This is a genomic window from Vibrio cyclitrophicus (genome assembly GCF_024347435.1).
Lineage (GTDB): Bacteria > Pseudomonadota > Gammaproteobacteria > Enterobacterales > Vibrionaceae > Vibrio > Vibrio cyclitrophicus.
In genome coordinates this window covers 2,469,925-2,482,455 of sequence record NZ_AP025480.1, presented here as the reverse complement: position 1 = coordinate 2,482,455, position 12,531 = coordinate 2,469,925, and the positions used below count along the sequence as shown (strand labels likewise).

Sequence of the window (12,531 nt, the reverse complement as noted above, 5' to 3'; positions counted from 1 at the left end):
GACAATTTTAGCACTTGGTGTGAGTCTAGGCACTAAATATCGATCTTGATGCAAAATCGCTATCAGGTACTTATCTGTTTCAACGAGTTAACTGGTGCGTTTTTGATGGCGCTCTCTGTTCTCTAGCTTTTTGTCATTGCTCTTTCTGAGCATTACGTACACTGCGCCAGTACCACCATGAAATTGCTGAGCAGAATGAACACATTGAACATCGTTAATTTGCATGAGCCAATTCGCCACGTAGCTTTTCATCATAGCTGGTGGATTTGAGCGCTCACCTTTACCGTGAACAATGATGACGGTGCGAACATCCATTCTTAAACACTGGCGTAAAAATGAGAGCACTTCGTTACGAGCGTCTTTCAGTGTTTTTCTATGAAGGTCGAGTTTGGCTTGAATAGGATATTTTCCTAAGCGCAGCTTTTTGTATACGCCTTCTTGTACGCCATCTTTCTTATAAGCAATGACGTCGTCTGGTTTGACCATTGGAGAATAGTCGAGTGAAAGGTAATCTTTTTCATCCTCAGACAGCCACATCGCGGCTTCACGCTTGGCAAGGTGAGATTCGGTAACTCTATGTACCTTTTGATGTTCAGCGGTGTCATGGTCGATACGCTTAACATCGCCCATCATTTGTTGGAATAACTCTAAGTCGTCATCATGAGACATAGTGTTCATCTCAAGTTGGAGAAGGATAGGGTAAGTATACCTAAGTTGAGACAGGGTTTGAAAATGAAAAAACCGGAGCAGGCAAGAGATATCTACTCCGGTGCAAAGCGTTTTAACATTTATTTATCAAGAAAATGATACTTAAAAGTAAATGATCCAGGCTGAGCGATTCTAGTGAGGAGATTTTTCGGTCATAACTTTGTAGATGAAGAAGCCTCCATAGAACATCATGAGACCTAGAGCCCCGAATATTACTATCATTGAAGATAGTCCCACTGCATTACCAAATAGGAGTTCTAGCCAAAAGTCCATGTGTATACCTCAAAGTTATATGACACGGCTTAGTGTATTAACTGGTGTTATCAATTTACTGATCTGGATCAATCCTGTTTCATAAGTTAAATACTTGTTGGCAACTGTGTGTTTTTCGTCACATTGGCATTGGAGTTGTACGTCTTTTGTTCGAACGATTCGATATTGTAAAAAAGAGTGAAAAAAGCTCTTGCGCATAAATTCAGAATCCGTATTATACGCTTCATCGACAGGCAAACAGCCCGTTAGATATCTCGGTGAATAGCGCAGCTTGGTAGCGCATCTGGTTTGGGACCAGAGGGTCGGGGGTTCGAATCCCTCTTCACCGACCACATTTAGAAAGCCTGCTCATTGAGCAGGCTTTCGTCGTTTCAGAGCATTGGAAATGGGTTTGAACCTAAGTGGGGTTCGTCTGATGTTCAAAATAAGCTCTTCACCGTCACATTAAAGAAAGCCTTAACAGAAATATTACGGCTTCTTTGCATTTAACCCTTTTGTTTCGATTCGACTTGGGATCTGAGGGTGGGGGCTGGTGCGCCAGTCCGATGGAAGCCCAGCCGCGTCGAATCCCTGCTTCACCGACCACATTTAGAAAGCTTACTCATTGAGCTAGCTTTCGTCGTTTCAGGGTGTTGAAAATAGGATTTGAACCTAAGCAGGGTTAGCCTGATGTTCAGAATAATCTCTTTATCGCCCACATAAAAGAAAGTCGTTGCACTCTCTGTAATAGAAGGTGCTACGGCTTTTTTGTATTTTAGGTCTTAAGGTGCGGAGTTGATAATGTAGGGTCTTGGATGTCAGCCTAATCGTATCTATGCTTTGGTGAAAGAGAACATATCAAGGGATTGATAAGATCGGTTCAAATTGTCAAGTGACAAGTCAAAAGGTGATATTAAAAAAACGGATTATTGAACGAACTCGCTAGTTGCAATATTGTTTTTGACCCAAAGCAAAGCTTGTAAACGGTTCTTCACTTTTATTTTTTTAAACGTATTGTGGAGGTGTGCTTTAACCGTATTCTCACTAACGTAGAGTGTGTCTGCAATTTGAGTATTTGAAGCTCCGTCTCCCAATAATTTTATTATTTGCTGTTCACGTTTAGTCAGTTTCAAGTAACGAGGGCTTGTCTTCGCACATTGTCTTTCTCTATAAAAGCTAATGTATTGGTAGATTAACTTCCTACTCATCCACATCTCACCTTGTAAAATACAGTTAAATCCAGTCACCAGTTTTTCAAGGGTGTCAGACGCATAAAAAATACCAACCAAATATTGCCATTTCAGCATTTCAGAATGAGGGAAATCATGTGGGGTGTTGAGCAACACTTCATGGACGTCACTTTCTACGCTATCTCTAAGCTCTTGGTATCTTTCTATACATTGTTTACTCATTATAGGGAAATCAATAATAATCAACTCTAAATTTTGGTTTTGTAGTGAGTTAACACTAAGTCTTTCTGGTGATATGAGTTTAATGTTTAGATTCACTTTTTGCTCTATAGACTCTTTAAGCAGGATTGATTGTAAATTGTTCTCCGCAAGTAAAATGGCGTTATGAACCTCCGGCTTAGCCATGCGTGACTCCTTTTAGTAACTCATTATTTTTGTTAGATTACATAGTTTATAGCACACATTGATTTTTTCGCGAATTATCGCGTTAAATTATTCATAAAATATATGGTCTATTTTATGGTATCGGTAGGGGTAAATGTTACTTGGCTAAAAATCTGGTTAAAATAGGTGGCGATTAATTCATTTTTTGTCTTAATGGTTTTATCGTACAGGTGGAGGTAATTACCAAAGCTTTGTTGGCGGGGCTAATATTTATCACTGCAGGGAATTGATTTATATTAAGAGTTAACTTCGTTGTGCCGCTGTTTGTATTCTGACTAAATTTAGAGTCAGTTTTTGTACTCAATTGGAATGATGACATCATATCGTTATCAAAGGTCAGTATAATGTTTTGGTTTTCTATCAGGCACTGTACCGACTTTAAATCTGAAGCGAAGCTATTTAAAGAAGTTATAATAAATAAAACGGCGACTAGCGCCGTTTTTGTATGTGCATCTATAATCATATTAATTTTGGTAAATGCTACCAATGTTACCGTAAGCACCATTACCTAATACGACAGCGCTATCATGTGATGTTTGTTCTATTGAAAATTGGTTCATGTTACTGTTTTGCAGTTGAACGACGGCGTCAGAATAAGAACCTGTTTGTAGAATGAATACTCTATTTCTATCACTGTTCACTAAGTCAATATCTGTATCATTCCAATCACCACCGCCGACACTATTGTTAACGATAGTTTGGACATAGTTGTCATCGCCACTGATGTCAATTTCAACGTTATTATAGTCAACGTCATAGTTACTGAACTCTGTATAAGTCTTGTTCGAGTCGCCGTAAATAGTAGTTTCTGCTCTGTTGCTATCTGCTCCACCAAGAGCTGCTGTTACCGAGATATTGTTATCGCCCATTTGTGTAACACGTAAATCGTTGAAATGGCCATATTGTTCGACTTGAACTCTCGCTTGGTTGGATACACCATTTTGGTCAATAAGTGCATTGTTGTGGATGCCTCTAAGTTGTACATGAGCTTCGTTGAGGTTACCACTCTGCTCAACCACAACATCAGATCTGTAGCTCGCGTCAGTATCTACCAATGCTGTATGGCCGTCTATAGTGCCCGCTGTATTTTGATTAATAGTTACATTAGCTCTGTCACCATTACCCATTTGCCAAAGTGCTGTGTTATCACTCGCTGTTGGTATCGTTACCCCACCAGCTGCGGCCGTAAGAGCTGCATCAACACCCAGATCTGTTGTGCCTTCAATCACACCTGTTCCTGGAGCCATCGCTGGGTACGGTGCAGGTAGTGGATCTGCGTGAGCTACATTTAAACCAATAATGGCACCGACTATAATTCCAATTTGTGTAAGTTTCATAAGTTGTATCCTTATAGATTTCCATGTCGACTATGTACCACTTCAAGAGAAGTGATTTTGAATCAAGCTTCCATACTGCGCGCTAATTTGCTTGATTGATGTAGATTCTCATTGAGCTAGACGCTTTCACTAAAGCAAAGTCATTGCCGTCTTGAGAAATCCCTAAATTACTTCTTCCAGAACCAGCCAAATATGCTGTATTGCCATTGCCTTTTTGATCAATGCTTAGCTGGCTGCTCTGTCGAGAGAAATTTGCTTGCCCAATAACAGCCAAATTGTTATTTCCTTCTTGAGAAATAAGTGCTTCAGAATTTACTCCAAGCTGTCCAATAGCTGCTGTGTTGTTTGCCCCGTACTGATTTACAAATGCGATATTATTGCTTCCAGTTTGTTTAATATAAGCCGAGTTAGAATTACCACTCTGTTTTATTTTTGCTTTATTATTTGCGGATACTCCCGCACTATTCTGTCTAATAATCGCAATTGAATCAGAAGCATTGGATATATCTATTTCTGAGTAGTTATCCAAATCCCATGATGAAATTAAATCTAAATCATTAAATTCATCAACGACATCCTGATTTACATTGTGTAAAAAGCTTCCCTCCAAGTCAGAAGCGATAGCACTGTTAAAACTACCTATTGATAAATATAAACAAGTAAAGCCAATAAGTGATGCTTTCCCAATGACCATTATCTTTGCCTTAAAGTGTTTGTGATTATGATCTCTACGATAATAAAAAGCGTAGAGAAGTGAGTAACCCTTTGCTTTATCGAAATCCTAGGCTCTCGATTTAGTGGCCGCTATAAACTTAAAGTTGAAAATATTTTATTGCATATAAAAAATTGAATTAGTATTTAACTGACGCCTGCCAACCTTAGTTTGTTTAATATTCCCTCTAATTAATTCGAAAGTTTATATATGCCACTGTAAGCATGAATTACGCTTTATCCAGATTCAGCGAATCGCATTCTCATTTTGTAAATGGACTTCGAATGGGAGCCAATATGAAAATCAAGCTGCTTACAGTTTCTTTGTTCACCTTTGCTATTCATGCGGGCGAAAAGAGTCATGGTCTTGAAAATAGCGCTCCTTTGGAAAACGGAACCAAACTTGAGGATTCAACGAATAACCTTAAGGAAAAATTTAATGACTTCAGTGAAGTCGATGGGATCATAGTGGATAGAACGATTACGCGTTTGGGGGAGGATTTTTATTTCTTCTTTTCACAGTCGCTCAATGAAAACTACCCAAACCTTAAGGAAAATTTGACGGTAAAAGAAAGGCCAACGGCGTTATCCGGGAGCATCATAGAGGTTCAACACTCTAGAAAACCGATATTCCGCACGGCGTTGTCCCCAGGTCGTAGACAAGCGAAAGAGCGTGCTGCTGATGCAACAAGAGTGGTCGGTAATTACATCATCAGATGGCAAGCAGAGAGACTTTTTCAGGACACTTATGACCTAGACCATGATGAATTTTAAGGAGCCAAGGATGTCGAAATCATTTGTAAGGACAACATTAATAGCGCTACTTGTTGTACCTACGGCTAATGCCAGCGAGTTAGTTTATACACCCGTAAACCCAAGCTTTGGTGGAAATGCACTAAACAGTTCTCACCTTTTTAATCATGCTAATGCTATCAATGATTATGAAGACCCAAGTGCAAGGGATATCTTTGATGAGCAAGAATCAGCCTTAGATCGTTTAGCGTCTAGTTTAGAGTCTCGTTTGATAAGCCAGTTGCTTGCTGATGTAGGTAACGGAAATACAGGGCAGTTAGAGACGGATGATTTTTATCTCAATATTGTTGATGATTCGGGAACGTTATTAGTTCAAATTGTCGATAAAGCGACTGGAGAATCGACCGAAATCAGCGTTTCGGGATTAAATCCAGACCTCTAATCACAAGGATTGTGTTATGAAAGCGATTATTATCGTCTTCCTGACCTTTGTGTTAGGAGGATGCACCTACTCGATGCAAATACCAGAGACGTCTGAAACTCCTAAGTTGATGCCGAGAGGCTCTACCTATACGGATCTCGTTTCTTTGCCTCTACCTCGCGGTAAAATACTTGTTTCGGTTTATGATTTTAGAGACCAAACGGGACAGTATAAACCTCAGCCAAACAGTAACTTTTCGACAGCGGTACCACAGGGTGGAACGTCTTTGCTGACCACGGCATTGATAGATTCCCAGTGGTTTGTTCCTCTAGAGCGTGAAGGGCTCCAGAACTTGTTGACGGAACGAAAGATCATTCGTGCTGCTCAGAAAAAAGATAAGGTAGTGAACAATCATGGAGCCGACTTAACATCGTTGAGCTCTGCGAATATCGTTATTGAAGGCGGAATTGTTGCTTATGACTCTAATATTGTTACAGGTGGAGCGGGTGCGAAGTATTTGGGGATTGGTGGTTCAGGGCAGTATAGAACCGACCAAGTCACCGTTAACTTGAGAGCTGTCGATGTAAGAACAGGGCAAGTTTTATTGAGTGTTACCACATCCAAAACCATTTCCTCACATGAAATCGGCTTCGGTGCTTTTCGATTCGTTGATTACAAAGAGTTACTCGAAGTTGAAATGGGTTATAGCCAAAATGAACCAGTTAACATAGCAGTCATGTCGGCTATAGATGCGGCTGTGATCCACTTGATCGTTAAAGGGATGAAGCGTGGAATGTGGTCGCCGGGCGATCCTAATGCACTACAAAATCCAATTATTGCTCGTTATTCCGAAGAGAGCGCCGACATATTATAAGAAACCGAGTAAGCAGCAAAATAGGGCTATGCGGAAAACGGATTTTTCCCTTAGCCCTGTTTTTTTCAACCACTTAAATGTTCTATTTCACATCACAAGTGATGCTCTTGATTGGTGTCTCTGAAGTAACAAAGCAAACATACGCTTCAACAGGGTTATTTGGACCAATTCGAATGTAACCTGCCTGTACTTCATCTTCGTTAAAAGTCACCGAGTGAGAGTTACCCGTTTGGCCATCGTAGAAACTTGCTTCAAAATTACTATTCATTTGGCTTGCGATACGGTTTCGTGTCGTAGACGTCGTGAACGTCACGGTGCCGCATCGCATTGGTGGTTTCTCTAATCAAAAACTGTCCACTTTCTTTATCTAGCATACCGTCTTTTGTATCTGGCTGAATGTCTATCGGTTGAAATTGTTCGATAGTACAAGTTTCTTTGGCAGCCGCAGCTGTAGGCATCAGGATCGCGAGGGCTAAAGGTAAAGCGAAGAGCACTCGTTTCATGAGAACAACACCGAATATAAAGAGCGAAAGATAATAGCACCGTTATGGTGCTACTAAATGTAATGATTCTGTTATTAAGGACATGCTTTTATAAGGAAAAGGTCACGCCCTTAATAACTAGCAGCCTTCGTTAACCTCGAACTGACACTGAGCCTGTTGGCTTTGTGATTGTTGAGTGACAATGAAACCTTTCTCTTCTAATAACTGTAAAAGGTTGCCTTCTCCGATGAGGTGTAAAGTACCAACGACGAGCAAGTAGTGTCCCTTTGAATCCAGTTTCCAATCATTAGCGAAGAGCTTGTTTGCCCAGTCGATATTTCGATCGGTTAGGAATGCTTTTTCTAGGTCATGTGGCATTTCCGACAGTTTCGCAAACTGCTCTAGTTTCGCTATATCTCCTGCTTTCCAACTCTCGATTAAGCAGTGAGTGTCGTCATCAATATGATCGAATTGTTCGAGGCTAGTCGTTAACCATTCTTTACCAGAATCTTTTTGTCCTGAAATTAGATCTATTTGAAATTGTAGAGGCTCTAAGCTGATAACAGGCACATCTTGAATCGTCGCCTTGTAAGCCAAAGTAGCATCAACACCGCCGGCCGATGCGTAGCCAAGATTCTTCAACTGTTGCATTTGTATCGATATCGCTGTCGCCCAAGGTGGGGCATTAAGTAGTTGCTGAGTTGGCATGTCTAATGACTTTGTTATGTCGACCAGCATTTGTTCTTGCTCTTCGTTTAATACATCACTCGTAGTCACTTTAGGCGTGGGATATACAACGCCCTCTGACTTTCTGACATCCGTTTCGACAATTAGCCCGTCACTCTTTTTCAACGTGTTAGTGATCTGTGTGGGAAGCGGGTACATGCTCTCGTTACCTACATGTATCGATCCTAGGATAGTGAGCGTCAAATCATCCTTTTTTGCTTGCCAATAAAGAGGTTCGGCGACAGCTTGCTTTGCGGAAAAGGCGAGAGTGAGTAACGTAAAGTACAAGAATGTGCGCAAAGAGAGCTCCTTTAGAAAGAAATAAACTCGTTAAAAAGGGTTTTGACGGAGTTTTTTAACGGTTTTTTTTGAGAACGATGTCACGTTGTTTGTACGAAAAGTATAACAACACCAACAAACTGTTAAACCTTTCTCTCTACCAACGACATGATTTTATGAAATCCTTTGAAAAGATTGTGATTTAATTCTCAGTTATTACGTCAAAATAAAAGTGACGGAAGTGTCGTTAATCGTAACTTGATGATTTTATTAAAATTAAATTTATCAATATTTTTTAGATTTGAAGCTGATCACTGAATTGGCCTGATTTAATTCACGGCAAAAAATAAGCCCATATAGTTTATCTAACTTTCGAAGCGCTCCACTTTGCTTCTGACTCAATTTTTAAATTAATGGGTGAATACGATGTTGAAGAGAAACTTACTATCTGTAGCAGTATTGGCTGGCTTGACGGGTTGTGCAGTAACGCAAGCACCTGAGCAACGGGTTGTTAATGCACTGGCTGATAACCTTGATGTGCGATATGAAATCCTAACCAATCACGGTGCGAATGAGGGTATGGCTTGTCAGGACTTAGGTGCTGAGTGGGCGTCATGTAATAAAGTGAACATGACCTTGACCAATGACGGTGAAGCGATTGATTCGAAAGATTGGACTATCTACTTCCACAGTATTCGCCTTATTTTAGATGTTGATAACGAACAGTTTAAAATCACTCGTGTAACGGGTGACCTACACAAACTAGAGCCTACAGATAAGTTCGATGGTTTTGCGGCTGGTGATGAAGTGATTCTTCCACTGACGAGTGAATACTGGCAACTGTTTGAAACCGACTTTATGCCAGGTGCATTCGTAACCGCGCCAAACGCAGAACCTAAGATGATTGCTTCATTGAATACGGAAGATGTCGCGTCATTCGTAACGGGCCTAGAGGGTAACAACCTTAAACGTACACCTGATGACAATAACGTAATGGCTACAGCGGTGACGCGTTTCGAAAAGAATGCGGATCTAGCAACGCAAGACGTATCAACAACGCTATTACCAACGCCAATGTCGGTGGAAGCGGGTGAAGGTTCAGTCAGCATTGCTGGTGGTATTGCCCTACCAAAAGACGTATTCGATGCTGATCAGTTCGCTGCAATTGAAGAACGTGCAGATGTGGTAAACGTAGATGTGAGTGGTGACCTTCCAGTAAGTGTTACCGTTGTTCCTACTCAGTTTACGGGTGATTTAGCAAAATCTGGCGCTTATGAACTAAGCATCTCGGAAGAGGGGGTTGCGATTAAAGCGTTTGATAAAACAGGTGCTTTCTACGCAGTTCAGTCTATTTTTGGCCTAATAGACAGTCAGAACGCTGAATCATTACCACAACTGTCGATCAAAGATGCGCCACGTTTCGATTACCGTGGTGTGATGGTGGATGTTGCTCGAAACTTCCACTCAAAAGATGCCATCTTAGCAACGCTAGATCAAATGGCAGCATACAAGATGAACAAACTGCACCTTCACCTAACAGATGATGAAGGCTGGCGTTTAGAAATCCCAGGTTTACCAGAGCTAACGGATGTAGGGTCTAATCGTTGTTTTGATTTGGAAGAGCAAAGCTGTTTACTGCCTCAGCTAGGTTCAGGTCCAACAACAGACAACTTTGGCTCTGGTTTCTTTAGTAAAGCGGATTACGTCGAGATTTTAAGCTACGCAAAAGCGCGCAGCATCGAAGTCATTCCGGAAATTGATATGCCAGCACACGCTCGTTCTGCTGTGGTATCGATGGAAGCGCGTTACACTCGCCTAATGGCGGATGGTAAAGAAGCGGAAGCAAATGAATACCGCTTGATGGATCCACAAGATACATCGAACGTGACGACTGTTCAGTTCTACGATAAGCAAAGCTTCATTAATCCATGTATGGAATCTTCAACTCACTTTGTTGATAAAGTGATCTCTGAAGTGGCAGCAATGCACCAAGAAGCGGGCGTTCCACTAACGACTTGGCACTTCGGCGGCGATGAAGCGAAAAACATCAAGTTAGGCGCTGGCTTACAAGATATTAATGCAGAAGATAAAGTGGCTTGGAAAGGCAACATCGATTTGTCTAAGCAAGATAAGCCATTCCAACAGTCTCCACAGTGTCAGTCTTTGATCACTGATGGAACGGTAAGCGACTTCGGTCATTTGCCAAGTCACTTTGCAGAGCAGGTATCTAAGATTGTTGCTGACAAAGGCATCCCTCACTTCCAAGCATGGCAAGATGGCCTTAAATACAGCGAAGGCGAGAAAGCATTTGCAACCGAAAGTACTCGCGTAAACTTCTGGGACGTTCTTTACTGGGGCGGAACTTCATCAGTATACGACTGGTCAGCGAAAGGGTATGACGTGATTGTCTCTAACCCGGACTACGTATACATGGATATGCCATACGAAGTTGATGCTGCAGAGCGCGGTTACTACTGGGCAACGCGTGCAACAGATACACGTAAGATGTTTGGCTTCGCACCAGAAAACATGCCACAAAACGCAGAAACATCATTAGACCGTGACGGCAATGGCTTCTCTGGTAAAGGCGAAATTGAAGCGAAACCTTTCTATGGTTTGTCTGCACAGCTTTGGTCTGAAACAGTACGTACCGACGAGCAGTATGAATACATGGTATTCCCTCGCGTACTTGCAGCAGCAGAGCGCGCATGGCACCGAGCTGATTGGGAAAATGACTACAAAGTGGGCGTTGAGTACTCTCAAGAAACCAACTTAGTGAATAAGCAGGCTCTAAACAGCGACTTTAATCGCTTTGCGAATATTGTTGGTCAACGTGAACTAGCTAAGCTTGAGAAAGCAGGCATTGATTATCGACTACCAGTACCGGGCGCTCAGGTTGTGGATGGCAAGCTAGCGATGAACGTTCAATTCCCAGGCGTAGAGCTTCAGTACTCTGCTGATGGCGAAAACTGGTTAACGTACGATGAGCAACAACGTCCATCGGTTTCTGGCGAAACTTACATCCGCTCTATCTCTGAAAGTGGCGAGAAAGTAAGTCGAGTAACCTCAGTTAAATAATCGATAAGCAACATTAATAGAAGAGCTCCCTCGTTATTATCTTACTCAAGGTAAAAAGTGGGAGCTCTTTTTGTTTGTTGCGAATTAGGCTCTCATCCAAAACGGAAACATATAGAAACCGTCTTGGTTTATAACGTCAACAGTGCACATAAGATGAGGTTTATCACAAAAGTGACGCACTTCTCATTATTCTCTTCAAAAAATAAGTCCTTCATAAAAAACTCTAAATCAAATGTGATTCAACTTACTGAATCTAATTTCGCACCGTAAAATAATGTGATCCCGATCTGTACATTTTTCCATCTTGAGTTTTTTATCAATTTTTATGTTTTTAAGTAACTGATTTTAATCTGTTAAATAAGTTGTTGTTTTTTGATAGTGAGAGAGATCACTCTGCCTACTCTTTTATTTTGAAACGCAAATTAATTCGAGCAACATAGATTTCATGCCAGGGAGGCGACCAACTACTCAAGCGGTGAAGGTGAATGATGTACCGAAGATATGCCGCTGAAAAATCAAACTAAGGCAGTTTACTATGAAAAAAATTATCGCTCTAAGTGCTCTTTCTCTTGCTTTCGCTTCTAGTGCTTTTGCTGGTTCTTCTTACGTAACAGGTAACATCCAAATTCATGACGATGGCCGTATTCACGGTTCTGACATGACCTCTACGCTAGAAGCTGGTCACACGTTTGACAACTCTCTAGGCGGCTTCACGGTTTACTCTGAGTTTGATGGCATCCAACTGGGTAAACTTGAATCTGAAAATGGCGGTGCAGGTAATACTACTCCTGGCATCACTGTCGGTGGTGAGCAATCTTTCAACATTACTGACAACCTATGGGTTGCTGCTGGTTACCAACACCTATTCTCTGCGGGTGAGAGCATTCAGTTCCGTCCACTAGTTAAGATTGGTTACAACTTCGATAACGGTATCTCTATTAGTAACCGTACTCGTGCACACATTGACGATACTTCTGCTGATGCTGACACAGACTACCGCATGGATAACCGCATTGCTTACACAGTGAATGCTGACCTAGCGCTTAGCTACAACAACGTATACATGATTGATGCTGAAGCGATGGACCACGAGTTACGTGCAACATGGACTCGTCAAGGCGTTCAACCTTACTTTGAGTTCCGTAGCCAAGCTAACGGTGTAGATTTCGCAAACGGCGACTCTAAGCAGAACAACGCCTTCGTATTCGGTGCTTCTTACGGCTTCTAGCTGATTCACTTGGCTGTTTAGTCGATTAGATTATTGGCCAAGTGAGCT

11 protein-coding genes, 1 tRNA gene and 1 pseudogene are annotated in these 12,531 nt (G+C 41.5%); 6 read left to right on the top strand and 7 right to left on the bottom strand.

The genetic code is table 11. From position 1 onward, the window contains the following. Positions 1 to 87 precede the first annotated feature (87 nt). Both smrA and OCW38_RS10905 read right to left on the bottom strand, forming a co-directional pair. Positions 88 to 669 (bottom strand): DNA endonuclease SmrA, encoded by a 582-nt coding sequence (gene smrA, locus OCW38_RS10910; RefSeq protein WP_010439191.1) that lies wholly within the window; start codon positions 667 to 669, stop codon positions 88 to 90. A gap of 171 nt (positions 670 to 840) precedes the next feature. Beyond that, on the bottom strand, positions 841 to 981 hold the full coding sequence (locus OCW38_RS10905; protein WP_004736246.1) for a DUF3149 domain-containing protein: 141 nt from the start codon (positions 979 to 981) through the stop codon (positions 841 to 843). A gap of 255 nt (positions 982 to 1,236) precedes the next feature. On the opposite strand from OCW38_RS10905, the gene OCW38_RS10900 reads away from it, so the two are divergent. Beyond that, positions 1,237 to 1,313 (top strand) — tRNA-Pro (locus OCW38_RS10900). 573 nt (positions 1,314 to 1,886) lie between these two features. Here OCW38_RS10900 and OCW38_RS10895 read toward each other — a convergent pair. The 3 genes from OCW38_RS10895 to OCW38_RS10885 form a co-directional block, all read right to left on the bottom strand. Then, positions 1,887 to 2,555, bottom strand: coding sequence for a LuxR C-terminal-related transcriptional regulator (locus OCW38_RS10895; RefSeq protein ID WP_261894031.1), 669 nt, complete (start codon positions 2,553 to 2,555; stop codon positions 1,887 to 1,889). A gap of 503 nt (positions 2,556 to 3,058) precedes the next feature. Next, positions 3,059 to 3,931, bottom strand: a complete 873-nt coding sequence (locus OCW38_RS10890) for a curlin (RefSeq protein WP_261894027.1) — start codon at positions 3,929 to 3,931, stop codon at positions 3,059 to 3,061. Between the two features lie 82 nt (positions 3,932 to 4,013). Then, positions 4,014 to 4,625 (bottom strand): curlin subunit CsgB, encoded by a 612-nt coding sequence (locus tag OCW38_RS10885; protein ID WP_261894025.1) that lies wholly within the window; start codon positions 4,623 to 4,625, stop codon positions 4,014 to 4,016. 314 nt (positions 4,626 to 4,939) lie between these two features. Here OCW38_RS10885 and OCW38_RS10880 point away from each other — a divergent pair, with 314 nt between their 5' ends. Genes OCW38_RS10880 through OCW38_RS10870 form a run of 3 tightly spaced genes read left to right on the top strand, consistent with a single transcriptional unit; the run spans position 4,940 to position 6,690 of the window. Further along, positions 4,940 to 5,416 (top strand): curli production assembly/transport protein CsgE, encoded by a 477-nt coding sequence (locus tag OCW38_RS10880; protein WP_261894023.1) that lies wholly within the window; start codon positions 4,940 to 4,942, stop codon positions 5,414 to 5,416. Positions 5,417 to 5,426: 10 nt separating this feature from the next. Further along, complete coding sequence (locus OCW38_RS10875) at positions 5,427 to 5,837, top strand: curli assembly protein CsgF (protein ID WP_261894021.1); 411 nt, start codon at positions 5,427 to 5,429, stop codon at positions 5,835 to 5,837. Positions 5,838 to 5,853: 16 nt separating this feature from the next. Further along, positions 5,854 to 6,690 (top strand): CsgG/HfaB family protein, encoded by an 837-nt coding sequence (locus OCW38_RS10870; protein WP_261894019.1) that lies wholly within the window; start codon positions 5,854 to 5,856, stop codon positions 6,688 to 6,690. An 82-nt stretch (positions 6,691 to 6,772) separates the two neighbouring features. Here the strand turns inward: OCW38_RS10870 and OCW38_RS10865 are convergent. Together OCW38_RS10865 and OCW38_RS10860 are read right to left on the bottom strand one after the other, a co-directional pair. Beyond that, a pseudogene (locus OCW38_RS10865) lies at positions 6,773 to 7,193 on the bottom strand (hypothetical protein). A gap of 117 nt (positions 7,194 to 7,310) precedes the next feature. Continuing rightward, positions 7,311 to 8,198 (bottom strand): TraB/GumN family protein, encoded by an 888-nt coding sequence (locus OCW38_RS10860; RefSeq protein ID WP_261894017.1) that lies wholly within the window; start codon positions 8,196 to 8,198, stop codon positions 7,311 to 7,313. 405 nt (positions 8,199 to 8,603) lie between these two features. Here OCW38_RS10860 and OCW38_RS10855 point away from each other — a divergent pair, with 405 nt between their 5' ends. Then, complete coding sequence (locus tag OCW38_RS10855; RefSeq protein ID WP_261894014.1) at positions 8,604 to 11,255, top strand: beta-N-acetylhexosaminidase; 2,652 nt, start codon at positions 8,604 to 8,606, stop codon at positions 11,253 to 11,255. Positions 11,256 to 11,790: 535 nt separating this feature from the next. Continuing rightward, positions 11,791 to 12,483, top strand: coding sequence for an oligogalacturonate-specific porin KdgM family protein (locus tag OCW38_RS10850; protein WP_010439198.1), 693 nt, complete (start codon positions 11,791 to 11,793; stop codon positions 12,481 to 12,483). Positions 12,484 to 12,531 lie beyond the last annotated feature (48 nt).